The 18,940-nt window shown below is 37.5% G+C and carries 15 protein-coding genes; 7 read left to right on the top strand and 8 right to left on the bottom strand.

The annotated features are described in order from the left end of the window. Positions 1 to 151: 151 nt before the first annotated feature. The 8 genes from noc to rpmH all read right to left on the bottom strand — a co-directional run bounded on the left by noc (position 152) and on the right by rpmH (position 7,928). Positions 152 to 1,036, bottom strand: a complete 885-nt coding sequence (gene noc / locus V4T18_RS15170) for a nucleoid occlusion protein (protein ID WP_332650765.1) — start codon at positions 1,034 to 1,036, stop codon at positions 152 to 154. A gap of 151 nt (positions 1,037 to 1,187) precedes the next feature. After that, the gene (gene rsmG, locus V4T18_RS15165) at positions 1,188 to 1,904 is read right to left on the bottom strand and encodes a 16S rRNA (guanine(527)-N(7))-methyltransferase RsmG (RefSeq protein WP_332650763.1); all 717 of its coding nucleotides are present in this window, start codon (positions 1,902 to 1,904) and stop codon (positions 1,188 to 1,190) included. A 60-nt stretch (positions 1,905 to 1,964) separates the two neighbouring features. Next, positions 1,965 to 3,863 carry a tRNA uridine-5-carboxymethylaminomethyl(34) synthesis enzyme MnmG gene (gene mnmG / locus V4T18_RS15160; RefSeq protein ID WP_332650761.1) on the bottom strand — a complete coding sequence of 633 codons (1,899 nt, stop codon included), beginning with the start codon at positions 3,861 to 3,863 and terminating at the stop codon, positions 1,965 to 1,967. An 88-nt stretch (positions 3,864 to 3,951) separates the two neighbouring features. After that, positions 3,952 to 5,337 (bottom strand): tRNA uridine-5-carboxymethylaminomethyl(34) synthesis GTPase MnmE, encoded by a 1,386-nt coding sequence (mnmE, locus tag V4T18_RS15155; protein ID WP_332650759.1) that lies wholly within the window; start codon positions 5,335 to 5,337, stop codon positions 3,952 to 3,954. Between the two features lie 291 nt (positions 5,338 to 5,628). Next, the gene (gene jag / locus V4T18_RS15150; protein WP_332650758.1) at positions 5,629 to 6,444 is read right to left on the bottom strand and encodes an RNA-binding cell elongation regulator Jag/EloR; all 816 of its coding nucleotides are present in this window, start codon (positions 6,442 to 6,444) and stop codon (positions 5,629 to 5,631) included. Further along, on the bottom strand, positions 6,444 to 7,214 hold the full coding sequence (gene yidC / locus V4T18_RS15145; protein WP_332650755.1) for a membrane protein insertase YidC: 771 nt from the start codon (positions 7,212 to 7,214) through the stop codon (positions 6,444 to 6,446). The genes jag and yidC overlap by 1 nt, the downstream gene beginning before the upstream one ends. Before the next feature lie 154 nt (positions 7,215 to 7,368). Continuing rightward, positions 7,369 to 7,719: a ribonuclease P protein component gene (gene rnpA / locus V4T18_RS15140; protein ID WP_332650834.1), complete on the bottom strand. Its 351-nt coding sequence runs from the start codon at positions 7,717 to 7,719 to the stop codon at positions 7,369 to 7,371. A 74-nt stretch (positions 7,720 to 7,793) separates the two neighbouring features. After that, the gene (gene rpmH, locus V4T18_RS15135) at positions 7,794 to 7,928 is read right to left on the bottom strand and encodes a 50S ribosomal protein L34 (RefSeq protein ID WP_004233310.1); all 135 of its coding nucleotides are present in this window, start codon (positions 7,926 to 7,928) and stop codon (positions 7,794 to 7,796) included. A gap of 614 nt (positions 7,929 to 8,542) precedes the next feature. Here rpmH and dnaA point away from each other — a divergent pair. The 7 genes from dnaA (at position 8,543) to V4T18_RS15100 (ending at position 18,431) form a co-directional block, all read left to right on the top strand. Further along, complete coding sequence (gene dnaA / locus V4T18_RS15130) at positions 8,543 to 9,904, top strand: chromosomal replication initiator protein DnaA (protein WP_442916950.1); 1,362 nt, start codon at positions 8,543 to 8,545, stop codon at positions 9,902 to 9,904. Between the two features lie 169 nt (positions 9,905 to 10,073). Further along, the gene (gene dnaN / locus V4T18_RS15125; RefSeq protein ID WP_332650751.1) at positions 10,074 to 11,210 is read left to right on the top strand and encodes a DNA polymerase III subunit beta; all 1,137 of its coding nucleotides are present in this window, start codon (positions 10,074 to 10,076) and stop codon (positions 11,208 to 11,210) included. A gap of 143 nt (positions 11,211 to 11,353) precedes the next feature. After that, positions 11,354 to 11,581 carry a S4 domain-containing protein YaaA gene (gene yaaA, locus V4T18_RS15120; protein WP_332650748.1) on the top strand — a complete coding sequence of 76 codons (228 nt, stop codon included), beginning with the start codon at positions 11,354 to 11,356 and terminating at the stop codon, positions 11,579 to 11,581. Then, positions 11,581 to 12,696 (top strand): DNA replication/repair protein RecF, encoded by a 1,116-nt coding sequence (gene recF / locus V4T18_RS15115; protein ID WP_332650745.1) that lies wholly within the window; start codon positions 11,581 to 11,583, stop codon positions 12,694 to 12,696. The genes yaaA and recF overlap by 1 nt, the downstream gene beginning before the upstream one ends. Before the next feature lie 73 nt (positions 12,697 to 12,769). Further along, the gene (gene gyrB, locus V4T18_RS15110; protein ID WP_442916949.1) at positions 12,770 to 14,707 is read left to right on the top strand and encodes a DNA topoisomerase (ATP-hydrolyzing) subunit B; all 1,938 of its coding nucleotides are present in this window, start codon (positions 12,770 to 12,772) and stop codon (positions 14,705 to 14,707) included. Between the two features lie 24 nt (positions 14,708 to 14,731). After that, complete coding sequence (gene gyrA / locus V4T18_RS15105) at positions 14,732 to 17,206, top strand: DNA gyrase subunit A (RefSeq protein ID WP_332650740.1); 2,475 nt, start codon at positions 14,732 to 14,734, stop codon at positions 17,204 to 17,206. A 130-nt stretch (positions 17,207 to 17,336) separates the two neighbouring features. After that, a complete protein-coding gene (locus V4T18_RS15100) occupies positions 17,337 to 18,431 on the top strand; it encodes an HD-GYP domain-containing protein (protein ID WP_332650737.1) in 1,095 nt (364 codons plus the stop codon). The last annotated feature ends 509 nt before the right edge of the window (positions 18,432 to 18,940 follow it).

The following is an 18,940-nucleotide window of genomic DNA, read 5'->3' as shown; positions in this document are numbered from 1 at the left end:
GCTATCTTTGAAACACAGAATTCTCTAAACTAATTACTTATCATTCTAACAAAAAACTCCATAGAATCGTCAAAATATTCATCAAATAATATTCCCCGCTTATTATCGGCAAATAAAAACTCCCGAATATAGCGTTATTCGGGAGAGAGTGTTATTTTTTTTTCGGGATTTTCACAGTGATTTGATAATACTCTTCAGTATCTTCTTCTTCCGTTTTTAACTTTATACCACTTTTGCTTACCATCGATAGTGACTGCTTAATTGTATTCAACGCGATCCGTACATCCTTACTAATCGCTTTACGCTTAGGTCGTGCCGTCTTCTCAGGAGTCTCATCCTCTTCTGGATGCAACAGCAGCTGGATTTGCTCCTCAAGCTGTCGAACATTCCAATCATATTCCAAGACTGCTGCGATTAGTTGCATTTGAAGCTGCTCGTCCTTAATAGCGATTAACGCTCGTGCATGTCGCTCCGTTATTTCACGCTTTAAAATAGCTTCTTGTACAAATTGGGGTAGCTTCAGTAAACGTAGTTTATTGGCCACTGTAGACTGCCCTTTTCCTAGACGCTGAGCAAGCGCTTCCTGTGTCAGTGAATGAAGCTCAAGCAATTGCTGATACGCTAAAGCTTCCTCTATTGCAGTTAACTCTTCACGCTGAAGGTTTTCAATTAATGCAATAGAAGCCGTTTCTTTATCGCTTAATACACGGACAATTGCTGGCACTTCTGTCCATTCTAATTTTTTCATTGCACGGTATCTGCGTTCACCTGCAATGATTTCATACGTTCCGTCACCACCCTCACTCGGACGCACAACTATCGGCTGAATCACACCGTGTGTATGAATTGTTCTAGATAACTCTTCAATCTTTTCGTCATCAAAAACAGTTCGAGGTTGGTAACGGTTAGGAATGATATTTTCAATTGGAATTTTCACTACTTCTTCTGCCGCTGTATTTACCGCTTCTACTTCACTTTTTACTTCTGGCTCAGACTTTACTCCGCCTCCGAAAAAACGTGAAAAAGGACTCTTCATCCAATGGCACCACCTTTATGAAACTATCTTGCTTATTATAATTATTATTTCTTATTCTAGCAGAAATGTACATAGTTCATTGCATGTTTATTTCATTCAAAATTTCATAAATATAAATGTATATGCTTAAAAAAAGCAAATTATACCTCTTTTATTGAATAGGTGTTTTATTTGGTACACCTGGTTTACGAGGATACTTTTTAGGTGTTTGCTTCACTTTATCAAAAACAAATAGTGAACGCTCGCTTTCCTCAACTGGTAATAGAAACTTAAATTCCTCTTTTAAAGTCGCTCCAAGGGTTGTGATTGCCTTTTTAGCATCCTTTAATTCCTCTGCACCAGCTGCGGCCTTTAAGGCTACAAAAGAGCCACCTTGCTTTGCTAATGGGATACAAAGCTCAGATAGCACCGATAAACGGGCAACCGCGCGAGCTGTTACCACATCAAACTGTTCGCGGTATTTCGCATTTTGACCAAATTCCTCTGCACGAGCATGAACAAATGCAACATTTTCCAATCCTAATTCTTCACTTAAATGATTTAAAAATGTAATTCGTTTATTTAATGAATCGACAATTGTTACATGTAAGTGTGGGAAACAGATTTTTATAGGTATACTTGGAAATCCTGCACCTGCTCCAACATCACAAACAGACACTACCTTTGTAAAATCAAAATAAAACGACGGGCTAATAGAGTCATAAAAATGCTTTAAATAGACGCCCTCTAAATCTGTAATGGCCGTTAAGTTCATTTTTTCATTCCATTCAACTAACAGCTCGAAATACTTTTTAAACTGTGCAATTTGAGTCTCCGTAAGCTCAATCCCTTTTTCACGAAGAGCTTCAATAAATTGTTGTTCGTTCATGGCAATCTCCTTTATTTACATGTTAAAGAGAGCGTCCGAATCCTCGAACGCTCATCGTCATTAATCGTTTGCTATACGAGCAATTTTCCCTTGCTCAATATAAACAAGTAAAATTGAAATATCTGCAGGGTTTACACCTGAAATACGGGAAGCCTGGGCAATAGATAATGGACGCACATTTTTAAGCTTGTGACGAGCTTCTGTCGCCAATCCTGAAATTGCGTCATAATCGATATTTTCTGGAATTTTTTTATCTTCCATCTTTTTTAATTTATCTACTTGCTGCAGAGCCTTTTGAATGTATCCTTCATATTTTAGCTGAATTTCAATTTGCTCTCGTACTTCTTCTGAAAGTTCAACTTCAAGAGGCTCAATTAACCCCGCTACTAAATCATAGTTCATTTCCGTACGCTTTACTAAATCTGACGCTCGGATACCATCCTTTAGCTCTGTACCACCCACAGAACGAATTGTTTCCTGTGTTTTTTCATTCGGCTTTACAATAATATCACGAAGACGAGCAAGCTCTGACTCGATCTGTGTGCGTTTTTCATTAAATCGTGCATATCGTTCTTCAGAAATCATGCCCATTTTATAGCCGATATCCAACAGACGAAGATCAGCATTATCATGGCGGAGTAATAAACGATATTCCGCACGAGATGTTAGTAATCGATACGGCTCATTCGTCCCCTTTGTTACTAAATCATCAATTAGGACACCGATATACGCATCTGAACGACTTAAAATAACTTCTTCTTTACCAAGTACTTTCGCAGCCGCATTTATCCCTGCCATTAAACCCTGTGCTGCTGCCTCTTCATAGCCAGATGTTCCGTTAATTTGACCCGCTGTATATAGATTTTTAATCTGCTTTGTTTCAAGTGTTGGCCATAATTGTGTTGGCACAATTGCATCATACTCAATCGCATAGCCCGCACGCATCATTTCAGCTTTTTCTAACCCTGGAACCGACGCAATCATTTTCTTTTGAACATGTTCAGGTAAGCTTGTTGATAAGCCCTGTACATATACCTCACGTGTATTACGTCCTTCTGGCTCTAAGAAAATTTGATGACGTGGTTTATCGTTAAAGCGAACAACCTTATCCTCAATGGAAGGACAATAACGTGGTCCTGTTCCTTTGATCATTCCTGAATACATTGGAGATAAGTGCAGGTTGTTTTCAATGATTTGATGCGTTTCCTCACTTGTATATGTTAACCAGCATGGCAGCTGATCCATAATATATTCCGTTGTTTCAAAACTAAATGCACGAGGCACATCATCCCCTGGCTGAATTTCTGTTTTTGAATAGTCAATCGTACGGCTATTCACACGAGGTGGTGTCCCCGTTTTAAAACGCACTAAATCAAAGCCAATTTCCTTTAAATTATCTGCCAGCTTAATGGACGGCTGCTGATTGTTCGGGCCTGATGAATATTTCAAGTCCCCGATAATAATTTCACCACGTAGGAATGTACCTGTTGTAATAATTACAGCCTTTGCACGATAAATCGCACCTATTTGTGTAATTACGCCACGTACTTCTCCTTCTTCGATAATTAGTTCATCTACCATTGCCTGATGAATTTGTAAGTTTTGTTCTTCCTCTAAAATTCGTTTCATTTCTTGCTGATACAGTACTTTATCAGCCTGTGCACGTAATGCACGTACAGCAGGTCCCTTACCTGTATTTAACATACGCATTTGGATATGTGTTTTATCAATTACTCTTCCCATTGCCCCGCCAAGTGCATCGATTTCGCGCACGACAATTCCTTTTGCTGGGCCGCCTACAGAAGGATTACATGGCATAAATGCAATCATATCTACGTTAATTGTAAGCATTAGTGTCTTAGCACCAGCTTTTGCAGCTGCATAAGCTGCCTCGGCACCAGCGTGACCTGCACCTACTACTATGACATCAAACGTGCCTGCCTCATATTGTGTTGGCATGCCGTATCTTCCTTTCTATTTATAAAATCAATCTAAGTGAAATGCGATTACTTGTGGTCCAGTAGACTAAACCAATTATAAGCGCATTCTATTTTCCTAAACAAAATTGTGAGAAGAGCTGATTAATTAAGCTTTCCTGCACAGTATCACCGACAATTTCCCCTAATAACTCCCACGTACGCGTTACATCAATTTGAACCATATCTACCGGCACTCCTGCCTGGGCTGCTGCCAGTGCATCTTCCACTGTAGCATGAGCTTGGTGCAACAAGGCGATATGGCGTGCATTTGATACGTATGTTAAATCGCCCGTTTCGATTTGTCCCTCAAAGAATAATGCTGCAATAGCCTCCTCTAGCTCGATGACTCCTTCCTCTTTTAAAAGAGAAGTAGTTACGATACGACGAGTACCTGCAAGCTCCTTCACACGGTTTAAATCAATTTTTTGAGGGATATCTGTTTTATTTACGACAACGATAAAGTCCATACTCTGAATCGTTTGGAATAGACGTTCATCTTCTGGCGTTAACGCTTCACCGTAATTTAGCACGAGAAGTATTAAATCTGCTCCTTTTAGTGCCTCACGAGAACGCTCTACTCCAATTCGTTCAACAATATCCTCTGTTTCGCGAATGCCCGCTGTGTCCACAAGACGAAGCGGTACCCCGCGCACATTGACGTATTCCTCTATAATATCACGAGTTGTCCCTGCAATATCAGTAACAATTGCTTTATTCTCATGAACTAAGCTATTTAATAATGATGATTTCCCAACGTTTGGACGACCTAAAATAACGGTTGACAGTCCTTCACGTAAAATTTTCCCTTGCGATGACGTTTGCAATAGCTTCATAATTTCGTCACGTACCCACGTACACTTTTCAATTAACACAGGTACAGTCATTTCTTCAACGTCATCATACTCAGGGTAATCAATATTTACTTCGACTTGCGCCAATGTTTCCAGCAGTGCCTGACGAAGTGAATGAATGAGTCGAGACAGTTTCCCATCCATTTGACCTAACGCCACGTTCATTGCACGGTCTGTTTTAGCTCGGATTAAATCCATTACTGCCTCTGCCTGCGATAAATCGATTCGTCCATTTAAAAATGCACGTTTTGTAAATTCACCAGGCTCTGCTAGTCTTGCTCCACTTCGTAAAACGAGTTGCAAAACGCGGTTAACTGACACAAGTCCGCCGTGACAGTTAATTTCGATTACATCCTCACGTGTAAATGTTTTTGGTCCACGCATTAACGAAAGCATAACTTCCTCTACTACTTCATTCGTTTTTGGATCGATTAAATGTCCATAATGAATTGTATGTGTTGCTACCTCTGTTAGGCGTTTGCCATTTGGTGCTTTAAATATTTTATCTGCAATGGGAATCGCTTCATCCCCACTTAATCGAACGATCGCAATAGCTCCTTCGCCCATTGGTGTGGATATCGCAGCGATAGTATCAAATTCCATGTTGCATCCTCCTGATTTAGCTTTATCCACATGTGGATAACTTTTTAAACCGAACAATTATTACTAACAATTTAGACTAACATATTTTTAATAAAATCTAAAGTATTGCCGTTTCCATTTACATTGGTAATTTCGACTATTAACAGCTAGAAAAACACATCCGAGCCCAATTTAAGGCAAAGATGTGTTTTTCATATGCAAATATTCAGTTATTCACTCGTCGTTTCTAACAACAAAACGGCCTATTCGCATAATGCAATAGACCGTTTCTATTTGTCTGTATGAGCGTATTTATTTTATTGATTCGATTACTAAATAACGATTTGGCTCTACACCCTCGGAATACGTTTCAATATCTAAACGATTCGCAAGTGCGTTATGAATAATTTTACGTTCGTACGATGGCATAGGCTCAAATTCTACCTTCTTGCCTGTTCGTATGGCTTTATCCGCCATACGCTCTGCTAACTGCTCAAGAGATGCCTGACGACGCTCACGGTAATCTTCCACATCTAATTTCACCAGCATAAATGATTTAGCACTTTTATTTAGTACAAGCTGAGTTAACTGCTGTAAGGCATTCAACGTTTGACCGCGCTTTCCTATTAGCAGCGCCGCCTTTTCACTTTCTAGCTTAAATGATGTGTACTTTCCTTCAGTAATCGTGTGAATTTGTAAATCTGTAACACCCATTTCATTCGCTATGCTTAGTAAATAAGCCTTTGCTTCTTCAATAGGATTTTGTTCTTGTTGTTGAACAGGTTGATCTTCATTCATTACTTGAACTTGTTCTTCCCCGTAACGTTCATTGCGTGGTCCTGAATCTTCTACCTCATTAGGAATGTCCTGATTTGGCACTGTATCATTTCCTTGAGCAACTTCTTCCTGCTGTGGTGCCGATTTTGCTTCTTCCTCAGCCTCAACTGCAAGAACAACTTCTTTTACTGTGACACGTACTTCAGCAGCACGCGCACCAAAACCTAAAAATCCTTTTTTACCTTTTTGTAAAACTTCTACATCTACTTGTTCACGGGTTTTGCCAAGCTTTTGTAACGCTAATGAGATCGCTTCATCGACTGTTGCGCCTATTTGCGTAATTGGTTTCACTATTTCGCTCCTCCTGTAGTAGTAGCTTCCGTTTTCTTTTTGTTCCAAGGTTTATAAATTGCAAGGTTTTGTAATACAGAAACAATATTTCCGACTACCCAGTATAGAGATAATGCAGCCGGTAATATAATACCGAAACCGATAATCATCAACGGCATGATATACATCATAATTTTCATTTGCGGATTATCAATTGCTGGACCTGTCATTAATACAACAAACTGAATTAACCCCGCAACCACTGCAAGTAAAATACTTGGTTCTGCTAATGGGATTGAAAGGAATGTTCCTAAAGGGAATAATTCTGGTGTTGCATTCATACGGCTGATTGCATGGTAGAAACCAATTAAAATCGGCATTTGAACTAAGATTGGTAAACAACCTGCCAGCGGATTAACGCCTGAAGATTGCATTAATGCCATCATTTCTTGTTGATACTTTTGCTGAGTAACCGCATCTTTAGAGCTATACTTTGCTTGCAGCTCCTTCATCTTCGGTTGGATTTCTTGCATTTTCTTTGAGCTTTTAATTTGCTTAATTGTTAACGGTAAAATTGCTAAACGAATAATAATCGTTACAACAATAATCCCCAACGCATAAGTCCCTAAAAGATCTGCAAAATACTTAATGAACGATACTAGTGGCCAAACAATAAATTCATTCCAAAAGCCTTTACTTTCAGATGAAATTGGTTTGTCGAACTCTGTACATCCTGATAACAGTAGTGCTACTGAAACAAGTGACAGAATAACCCAAAGTCTTTTCTTCAACCTTCTTCCTCCTAGAGCAACTATTCAATTTTATTTATAAAAATTATTTTACCATGCAAGGTTGCTTTCACTCTACTAATTGTTTCGATATTCTAACCGTTTCTCCTTTAATTTCGTCAAACTAGAAACAGTTATCCTTCTATATCAGATAATATTACTTCTCTTTTTTCTTTATTATCTTTGCTATCTTCAAAACATGTTCCAAACTTTTCTTTGTTTCGTGGAAATCTAATGTGGCCGCCTGATGTCGGGCGATAATAACATAATCCATATCCTGCCTTACTTCATCCTTCAACTCAAGAAAAGTTTGGCGAATGTATCGTTTTATTTGATTTCGAGTCACTGCATTCCCTATTTTCTTGCTCACCGATAAGCCAATACGAAACGCCTGCTGATCTTCCTTCCGCATACAGTATACGACAAACTGGCGATTCGCAAATGACTTACCTTTTTTAAACACCTTTTGAAAATCCTCATTTTTTTTTATACGTTGGCGTTTATTCACCATTCACCAGCTCCATCTTTTCAATATAAATGAAAATTAACGAAAAAAAAGACCACTGATGTGGCTCAGTGGACTTATGCTGATAAAACTTTACGACCTTTACGACGACGAGCTGCTAAAACTTTACGACCGTTTTTTGTGCTCATGCGTGCGCGGAAACCGTGTACTTTGCTGTGCTTACGTTTTTTTGGTTGGTATGTGCGTTTCATGTATATTACACCTCCTATAATAAGAGTTCTTATATCCTTTGCATACAGACCTGAACATTATATATAAAAATCCGTCTATTTGTCAATGCTTTATAACAACTATGTTTTTATGAATCCTACAGCCTTTTTTATTTATCCACAATTATAACGAATTTCTTTTTATTTGAATGTGGATATATTTTTCCGAATCAAAAATTATCCACACCCCTTACTGACAACTTTTTCACAAACTAATAGCCTGTGGACAACTAAAAAGTGGATATCGGATTACTATGTGGATAAGTTACTTAAAGTATTGAAATTACTTGTTTTTTTTGATACGATAACTATGTTTTCTTTTGTGGACTAGTTTCTTGGGAAATATATTATCCACAGTTGTTAATAATCTGTGGACAGAATTTTACACTGTTTTGGGATATTATTTATCCACAAGCTGTGATTATGTGAATGCATGTTATAATTTATAAAAAATAAATACAATCAATTCATTTTTTAATAAGGCTATGCCTAATCATATTGTTACTAATTTGCAGAAAATCAACTAGTAGGGGAAGGTACAACTAGTGCAAAATTCATCAGTATGATTTTAGCAGGGCCTTATAAAAAGAAAACACATGAAGGGACGAAAAAGCTTGGAACATTTAGAAGAATTATGGAATAACGTCCTTGCACAAGTTGAACAAAAAATTTCAAAACCAAGCTTCGAAACATGGCTAAAATCGACAAAGTTATTGTCCTATAAGGGGACAAACGTAACGATAGCTGCACCAAACTCTTTTGCACGTGATTGGCTAGAAAACCACTATGTTCATTTAATTACTGGCATTTTAACTGAGTTAACTGGAGAAGACTTACTTATTAAATTTGTTGTTCAAAAAGATCAGGATGCAGACGACTTTGATTTACCAGCGCCAAAAATTCAGGCGAAAAATCAGGATCATCATGAGATTTCACCAGGTATGTTAAACCCTAAATATACATTCGATACGTTTGTTATTGGGTCTGGGAATCGTTTTGCACACGCTGCATCATTAGCTGTCGCTGAAGCACCTGCAAAGGCATATAATCCATTCTTTATTTATGGAGGAGTAGGACTAGGAAAAACCCATTTAATGCATGCAATTGGTCACTATGTGCTTGAGCATAATCCAAATGCTAAGGTTGTCTATTTATCCTCTGAAAAATTTACAAATGAATTTATTAATTCAATTCGTGACAATAAAGCCATCGATTTTCGTAATAAATATCGAAATGTAGATGTCCTACTTATTGATGATATTCAGTTTTTAGCAGGTAAGGAATCGACGCAAGAGGAATTTTTCCATACTTTTAACACATTACATGAGGAATCAAAGCAAATTGTTATCTCAAGTGACCGGCCACCAAAAGAAATTCCAACACTGGAGGATCGTTTACGTTCACGCTTTGAATGGGGGCTAATTACGGATATTGCGCCACCGGATTTAGAAACACGTATCGCAATTCTACGAAAAAAGGCGAAAGCAGATGGCCTAGATATTCCAAATGAAGTGATGCTATACATTGCCAATCAAGTAGATACAAATATTCGTGAGCTAGAAGGTGCATTAATTCGTGTAGTAGCCTATTCTTCACTAGTAAATGAAGATGTAACGCCTGAATTAGCAGCTACAGCATTAAAGGATATTATGCCTAATTCGAAACCACGTATGATATCTATTTTAGATATTCAAAATGCAGTCGGAGAGCATTTTCACATTCGACTTGAAGATTTCTCGGCTAAAAAGCGTACAAAATCAATCGCTTTTCCACGTCAAGTTGCCATGTATTTATCTCGCGAACTAACTGATCACTCTTTACCTAAAATAGGGGAAGAATTTGGTGGACGAGACCATACAACCGTTATTCATGCACACGAAAAAATTTCATCTTTACTAAAACAAGATCAACAACTGCAACAAGATATCAAACATATTCGTAGCATGCTAGGTAAATAATGTTGTGGATAAGAGAGCCTTTTTTGTACAAAGTTATGCACAGTCTATCTACATGTGGATAGACTGCTTTTATGCGGATAAACTATAGTTATCCACAAATCCACAGCCCCTATTACTATATCTATTAATATCTTTTAATAATAAATAATTATATAAGTGAGGTAATCCTATGAAATTTGATATTATGCGAGACCATTTACTTGCAGGGTTAAATGATGTCATGAAGGCAGTAAGCTCCAAAACGACAATCCCGATTTTAACGGGTATTAAGCTTGATGTAACAAATGAAGGTTTAAATTTAACTGGTAGTGATGCTGATATAACAATCCAAAAATTTATACCAGCAGAAGAAAATGGCGAACAAATTATGAACATTACAACGACTGGATCAATTGTGTTACAAGCACGTATGTTCAATGAAATCGTTCGAAAGCTGCCAACAAATGATGTAGAAATTGAAGTAACAAATGGCTTTGCTACAGACATTCGTTCTGGTAAGTCAGAATTCCATTTAATCGGCTTAGATGCAAGTGAATATCCACTGTTACCTGAAGTATCTGCCGAGCAGCAATTTTCTATTCCAACGGATTTATTAAAATCAATTATTCGGGAAACGGTTTTTGCTGTATCAGCTTCTGAAAGTCGCCCTGTGCTAACAGGGGTTAATTGGAAAATACAAGAGGATGAATTAATATGCGTTGCAACCGATAGTCATCGTTTAGCAAGTCGAAAAACGAAATTAGAGCATTTACCTATAGGGGTATCGAGCGTAGTAATACCGGGAAAAAGCTTAAATGAGTTAAATAAAATTTTAGAAGACTCAACAAATCCAGTACAAATCGTTATGACAAATCAACAAGTATTGTTTAAAACAGAGGATGTACTATTCTTTTCTCGTTTATTAGAAGGGAACTATCCTGATACTTCCCGTTTAATTCCAGAAGATTTCAAAACAAACGTAACAATTAACGGTAAAGCTTTATTACAAGCAATTGATCGTGCATCTCTATTAGCTCGTGAAGATCGTAATAATGTTGTACGATTTGAAACATTAGAAGAGAACGCAGTTGAAATTTCCTCAAATTCTCCGGAAATCGGAAAAGTACAAGAGCAAATTCAAGTAGAAGCATTGGATGGGGAAGCATTGAAAATTTCTTTTAGTGCTAAATACATGATGGAAGCATTAAAGGCAATTGATGGCCAGGATGTCATAATCCAATTTACAGGAGCAATGCGTCCATTCATTTTACGTTCTGTTTTGGACGACTCTATTTTGCAATTAATTTTACCAGTACGCACATATTAATTAGTCCCCAAAAACAGTGTTAAACAAGGTTATTAAGGAGAGTTGTTTCAAATTTATTTTTGAAGCAACTCCTTTTTTACTTCTACTGCGTTTTTTTGGTATGATAGAAGGATAGATCTTTAATTATCGGAGGATGAAGTATTTTGAATGACATTGTAATTGATGCAGAATTTGTAACCCTAGGACAATTACTAAAAATGACAGATGCAATTAGTTCTGGTGGAATGGCCAAATGGTTTTTACATGAAAATGATGTGTATGTGAACGGAGAAATAGATGACCGTCGCGGGCGAAAATTACGAGATGGAGATGTTATTAATATTCCAGGTGTTGGACGCTTCCGTATTGTCAGTAGGATCGGAGCGGAGTAATGAATATTGAACGTTTGCAGCTAACTAATTACCGAAACTATGAATCGCTAACCCTTGATTTTTCACCTAAAATTAACGTGTTTATCGGAGAGAATGCTCAAGGGAAAACGAATGTGATGGAATCCATTTACGTTTTAGCGATGGCCAAATCTCATCGTACAGCGAACGATAAAGAATTAATACGTTGGGAAGCAGACTATGGTAAAATAGAGGGTGTTGTACAAAAACGTTACGGTAGTCTTCCAATAGAGTTGATGGTATCGAAAAAAGGGAAAAAGGGGAAAATAAATCATTTAGAACAAACGAGGTTGAGTAACTATATAGGACAAATGAATGTCGTTATGTTTGCACCTGAAGATTTGAATGTTGTAAAGGGGAGTCCACAAATTAGGCGTCGCTTTATCGATATGGAAATAGGGCAAATTTCACCTGTTTATTTACATGATTTATTGACCTTCCAAAAAATTTTAAAACAACGAAATCATTTGTTAAAAAGCAATCAAGGCCGTGCATCATTACAAAATGATGTCATGTTTGATGTATATACAGAGCAATATATTCAGGCTGCGATTAAAATTATTCGTAAACGCTTTGAGTTTATGGAGTTATTGCAAGAATGGGCAGAGCCAATTCACTCAGGGATTTCACAAGGAAAAGAAAAGCTAGTTATTAAATACCGACCGGTTTCAGGCATATCTCCTAACTGGTCTGTTGATGAAATGGCTACTTTCTTAGAACAAAAGCTGTCAGAAATAAAGCAACGTGAAATTGAACGAGGAGTGACACTTATTGGGCCTCATCGTGATGATTTGCAACTCTTTGTCAATGATTATGATGTACAGACATATGGGTCGCAAGGGCAGCAACGAACAACGGCGCTATCATTGAAGCTTGCTGAAATTGAATTGATTAAGCAAGAAACGAAGGAAGCACCTATTTTATTATTAGACGATGTGCTTTCGGAGTTAGATGACTACCGACAATCACATTTATTAAATACAATTCAAGGTGAAGTCCAAACATTTGTAACAACAACAAGTGTAGACGGTATTCACCATGAAACAATTGAGAACGCGAAAATGTTCCACGTGAAACAAGGGACAATTGAAGGATAATGAAGGAGAGAGCTCCTTTTATGAATGAAAGTTCGTCTTAATAAAGACACATACTGAGGTTACGAAAGAGTAGGTGAACAAGGTGGCTTTAGAAGAAAAAGAGATTCAGCAGCAGGAATATGATGCAAATCAAATACAAGTATTAGAAGGCTTAGAAGCAGTACGTAAACGCCCGGGGATGTACATCGGGTCAACTAGTTCAAAAGGGTTGCACCATCTTGTATGGGAAATCGTTGATAATAGTATTGATGAAGCTTTAGCTGGCTTTTGTACGGATATTACTGTTGCGATTGAAAAGGATAACTGGATTCGTGTAGAAGATAACGGTCGTGGTATTCCGGTAAGCACGCAAGAAAAAATGGGTTTACCAGCTGTAGAAGTTATTATGACAGTTCTACACGCAGGTGGTAAATTCGGCGGTGGCGGTTATAAAGTATCAGGCGGTCTCCATGGTGTAGGGGCATCCGTAGTAAATGCGCTATCGATTTCTACAGAAGTGTATGTAAAGCGAGATGGTCACATTCACTCTATTAAATTTGAGCGTGGTCAAACTGTACAACCATTAACAGTAATTGGCGAATCAAATGATAGCGGAACAACGACTCGTTTTAAAGCTGATAGTGAAATTTTCCGTGAAACAACAGTTTACGAATACGATATTCTAGCAACACGCTGTCGTGAGTTAGCTTATTTGAATCGCGGCATTCGCATTACAATTCAGGATGAACGAGAAGAAGAAATTCGTTCAAATACGTTCCATTACGAGGGCGGTATTCGTTCTTATGTTGAGCATTTAAATAGCAATAAAGAGCCGATTCATGAGCCAATTGATGTGAACGGTGAGCGTGATGGCATCGCAGTGGAAATTGCCATGCAATATAATGCAGGATTCGCTTCTACAATTATGTCATTTGCTAACAACATTAATACGTATGAAGGGGGTACACACGAGTCTGGCTTTAAAACAGCTTTAACACGTGTTATCAACGATTACGCACGAAAAAATAATTTAATTAAAGACGCAGATGCAAATTTAACTGGAGAAGATGTTCGTGAAGGACTAACTGCCATTGTTTCTATTAAGCACCCAGATCCTCAATTTGAGGGACAAACAAAAACAAAGCTAGGAAACTCTGAAGTCAGCCAAATTACGAATGCTTTATTCTCAGAAGGTTTTGAGCGATTTATGCTTGAAAACCCATCTGTAGCACGTCAAGTTGTTGAAAAAGGAACGATGGCTGCGCGCGCTCGTGTAGCAGCAAAAAAAGCCCGTGAATTTACTCGACGTAAATCAGCTTTAGAGGTGTCGAGCCTACCAGGTAAATTAGCAGACTGTTCCTCAACAAATCCTTCAGAATGTGAAATTTACATTGTAGAGGGTGACTCGGCAGGTGGATCTGCTAAATCTGGTCGTGATCGTCATTTCCAAGCGATTTTGCCACTGCGCGGGAAAATTTTAAACGTTGAAAAGGCTCGTTTAGACAAGATTTTATCAAACGCTGAGATTCGAGCGATGATTACGGCGTTTGGTACAGGTATTGGTGAAGAATTTAATTTAGAAAAAGCTCGTTACCATAAAATTGTTATTATGACAGATGCCGATGTTGATGGAGCACATATACGTGTATTACTGTTAACATTCTTTTTCCGTTTTATGCGTCCATTAATCGAAGCGGGTTATGTCTATGCAGCTAAGCCACCACTGTATCAAGTAAAACAAGGGAAGTATTTAGAATATTGTTATTCAAATGAGGAATTACAAGAAATTCTAGATCGTTTACCAAAATTACCAAAGCCTAATGTACAACGTTACAAAGGACTTGGAGAAATGAATGCAGAACAGCTTTGGGATACAACAATGGATCCTGAAAAACGTACATTAGTTCGAGTAGAATTAGATGATGCCATTGAAGCAGATAGAATTTTCGACCAGCTAATGGGAGATGAAGTAGGTCCACGTCGTGATTTCATCGAAGATAATGCAGTCTATGTAGAAGACTTAGATATTTAAAATGGTCGGAAGGAGGTTTAAACATTGTCTGATATTCAAAATGGGAAAATTGAATCAAGAAATATTACTACCGAAATCAAATCTTCATTTTTAAGTTACGCGATGAGTGTAATTGTTTCACGTGCCTTACCTGATGTTCGTGATGGTTTAAAACCAGTACATCGTCGTATTTTATATGGGATGCAAGAGCTTGGAAATACAGCAGACAAGCCCTATAAAAAAAGCGCGCGTATTGTAGGGGATGTAATGGGGAAATTCCACCCGCATGGTGACTCTTCAATTTATGAAGCGATGGTACGTATGGCGCAAGATTTTAGTTATCGTTATATGCTAGTGGATGGGCACGGGAACTTCGGTTCTGTCGATGGTGACGGTGCAGCGGCAATGCGTTATACAGAATCTCGTATGTCTAAAATTGCAATGGAAATGCTCCGCGATATTAACAAAGATACAATCGATTTTATAGATAACTATGACGGTAGTGAAAAAGAGCCGGTTGTTTTACCGGCCCGCTATCCGAATTTACTTGTAAACGGACAAGCAGGGATTGCAGTAGGAATGGCAACAAACATTCCGCCACATCAATTAGGTGAAACAATTGACGCTGTATTAGCTCTTTCGGAAAATCCAGCGATTACGACTGAAGAGCTGATGGAAGTTATTCCAGGTCCAGATTTCCCTACAGGAGGGCTAATTTTAGGACGCTCGGGTATTCGCCGTGCATATGAAACGGGGCGTGGTTCGATTACGATTCGTGCCAAAGTAGAGATTGAACAAAAATCAAATGGGAAAGAGACGATTTTAATTCATGAACTACCGTATCAAGTAAATAAGGCAAAGCTTATTGAAAAGATTGCCGAGCTTGTACGCGACAAAAAAATTGATGGTATTTCAAATTTACGCGATGAATCAGATCGTCGTGGAATGCGCGTAGTTATTGAAATTCGTCGTGATGCGAATGCCAATGTGGTTTTAAATAACTTATATAAACAAACAGCTATGCAATCTACGTTTGGTGTAAATATGCTTGCACTTGTTGACGGTCAACCTAAAGTATTATCGCTAAAGGAGATGCTCCACTATTATTTAGAGCATCAAAAGGTTGTTATTACCCGTCGTACAAAATTCGAATTACGTAAGGCTGAAGACCGTGCACATATTTTAGAAGGTTTACGTATTGCACTAGACCATATCGATGAAATTATAGCTATCATTCGAGGTTCACGTAGCGGGGATGAAGCGAGACCGATTTTAATGGAACGCTTTACCTTATCAGAACGCCAAGCACAGGCGATTTTAGATATGCGTTTAGTTCGATTAAGTGGTCTGGAACGAGAGAAGATTGAAAATGAGTATCAGGAGCTTCAAACGCTAATTGCTGAGTTAAAAGCGATCCTAGCTGATGAAGGCAAAATACTTGATATTATTCGTCGTGAAATGACAGAAATTAAAGAGCGCTTCAATGATAATCGCCGAACAGAAATTGTTTCAGGTGGTTTAGAGATGATTGAAGATGAAGATTTAATTCCACGTGAAAATTCTGTTGTGACTTTAACACATAATGGTTATATTAAACGTTTAGCTGCGAATACCTATCGTAGTCAAAAACGTGGAGGCCGTGGCGTTCAAGGAATGGGCACGAATGAAGATGATTTCGTAGAGCACCTTCTTTCCACTTCTACGCATGATACGATTCTATTCTTTACGTCGAAAGGCAAAGTATTCCGTGCAAAAGGATATGAAATTCCAGAATACGGCCGTACAGCGAAAGGTTTACCGATCGTTAATCTATTAAATATTGAAAAAGATGAAAATGTTACAGCAATGATTCGAGTAGAATCATTTGATGAGGATGCATATTTTATCTTTACAACAAAAACAGGGGTAACAAAACGTACACCAGTGAATCATTTTGCTAATATTCGTACGAACGGCTTAATAGCTATAGGTTTAAGGGAAGATGATGAATTAATATCAGTACGCCTAACTGATGGTAAGAAACAAGTCATTATCGGCACACGTGATGGTATGCTTGTTCGTTTCAAAGAAGATGATATTCGTTCAATGGGTAGAACAGCTGCCGGTGTACGTGGTATTAAATTACGTGACGGTGACTTTGTTGTCGGAATGGAAATTTTAGAAGAAGGTCAAGAGATTTTAGTCGTAACGGAGAAAGGGTATGGTAAGCGAACAGCTGAAGCTGAATACCGTCTCCAAAGTCGTGGTGGTGTCGGGATTAAAACAATCCACATTACTGACAAAAACGGACCAATGTGTGCTGTCAAAACAGTTGATAGTACAGAAGATATTATGCTAATCACTATTAACGGTATGTTGATTCGTATGGATGTTAATGATATATCTGTAATTGGCCGTAGCACGCAAGGGGTTCGTTTAATTCGGTTAGCTGATGATGAGCTAGTTGCTACTGTTGCTAAGGTTGAAAAAGAAGAAGCAGATGAGGAACTAAATGAATCTGCTGAAGTAGAGTCTGAATAATTATATGAAGTAGTTGATTTTCAATCAGCTACTTCTTTTTTAATATTATTAAAATTTAAAATAATTCTTACATTTACTTACATACTCCGTTACAATGGAAGAAAAGTTTCGTTTAAAGGTGGTTACGAAGTTGGAAGCTACGTATATTAATGTTTCTGAGCTTAGATTAGGTAGAGTTGTAGCTGAAGATATTTTTGCAAATACACAATATCCAATCATTTTCAGGAACACAAAAGTATCGCATGAGCATTTACATATTTTTAATGCATTTAATATTTCAAATGTGCTTGTATTTAAAGAAGCAAGTGCTCCTGCTTCTTCAGAAAAAGAAAAGAATGAAGTTACTGTAGAGGTACCTATTCCAGAGGTTACCCCTTTCGAACGTCATTATGAGGATGCAATTGCACAGGTGAAAAAAGAATTTACGAATTGGCAGGCTGGTGCAAAAATAGATATTACTAAAGTACGTGGGATGATGCTTCCGTTAATTGAAGGAGTATTAGAGGATCGTTCATACATTTTTGATCTGAATAGTTATTCTAATCCGAGAGATTATTTATATCATCATTGTATCGCGACAGGGTTAATCTCAGGTGTTATTACGCAAAAACTTGGATATGAACGAGGAATTGCTATTCAAATGGCCCTTGCAGGTATGTTAGCAGACTGTGGCATGGCGAAAATACCAATTCGAATAAGAGATAAAAAAACGACATTAACACAAGATGAATTTTTAGAAATTCGTAAACATCCTATTTATAGCTATCAAATGGTAAAAGATTTAACAGCTTTAAAATCGGATATGAAAGTAGCTATTTTCCAGCACCACGAGCGCTTAGATGGCAGTGGATATCCAAAAGGAGATCGCGGATCAAATGTTTCCTTTTACTCTCAAATCATTGCAGTTGCTGATGTATTCCATGCAATGACAAGTGAACGTTTATATAGAACAAAGCAATCACCATTTAAAGTCATTGAAATGATTAAGGAATCAGAGTTTGGAAAATTTGATATTAAAGTGGTACAAGCATTAATAGATATTGTAGCTGACCTTCCAATTGGTACGAAGGTTGAATTATCAAACTTGGAACAAGGTGAAGTGATGTTTATTAATCAATATGCACCAACAAGACCATTGATAAAGTTATTAAATACGGGTGAGATAATAGATTTAGCGACTATTCGTAGCTTCCACATTGCCCGCGTTATAACAAAAGAATATTAAATTAAGTGAAGGGGCTATCGGATGAAACGATAGCTCTACTTTTTATTTGTAGAGCAAAAACATGTAAACGATTAGTATTCCAGTATTTATTGCTATCATAATTTCAACATGGAATGGTTGGTTGTGATAGAGTAGGAATCATTAGTTACTAGTTGATTTCATCTAGAAAGGTTAGGTTTCCTTTAAGTTTAAATCTACGTTGTAATAGAAAATAGTAATTTAAAATAGAAGGTAATATTTTTTTAATAAAATATATTGACGGCTAATAGAATAATTGATATTATAAGTAAGTCGCTTAGATGTGACGCGAAAAATGAAAAGATTCAATACTTTTTTAAAATAGTTGTTGACACGAACTTCGGTAAGTGTTAAGATATAAAAGTTGCTGCTTGAAGCGGCGACAAAATGAACCTTGAAAACTGAACAAGCAAAACGTTAACAATAAAGTTTCATGTTAAACCATGAAACAAAAATTTTGGACATCAAAATTGATGCCAGCAAATGTTTTT

The organism is Lysinibacillus sp. 54212, assembly GCF_036662795.1.
In the GTDB taxonomy this organism is placed as follows: Bacteria; Bacillota; Bacilli; order Bacillales_A; family Planococcaceae; genus Lysinibacillus_B.
Note: the sequence above shows the minus strand (reverse complement) of the source record. Positions and strands in the feature narration are given on the sequence as shown.

Coding starts and splice junctions, on each gene's coding strand:
- dnaN (WP_332650751.1), top strand. CDS start 10,074: ATGAAATTTGATATTATGCGAGACCATTTACTTGCAGGGTTAAATGAT.
- rsmG (WP_332650763.1), bottom strand. CDS start 1,904: ATGAACGAACAACAATTTATTGAAGCTCTTCGTGAAAAAGGGATTGAG.
- dnaA (WP_442916950.1), top strand. CDS start 8,543: ATGAAGGGACGAAAAAGCTTGGAACATTTAGAAGAATTATGGAATAAC.
- mnmE (WP_332650759.1), bottom strand. CDS start 5,337: ATGGAATTTGATACTATCGCTGCGATATCCACACCAATGGGCGAAGGA.
- mnmG (WP_332650761.1), bottom strand. CDS start 3,863: ATGCCAACACAATATGAGGCAGGCACGTTTGATGTCATAGTAGTAGGT.
- recF (WP_332650745.1), top strand. CDS start 11,581: ATGAATATTGAACGTTTGCAGCTAACTAATTACCGAAACTATGAATCG.
- rpmH (WP_004233310.1), bottom strand. CDS start 7,928: ATGAAACGCACATACCAACCAAAAAAACGTAAGCACAGCAAAGTACAC.
- noc (WP_332650765.1), bottom strand. CDS start 1,036: ATGAAGAGTCCTTTTTCACGTTTTTTCGGAGGCGGAGTAAAGTCTGAG.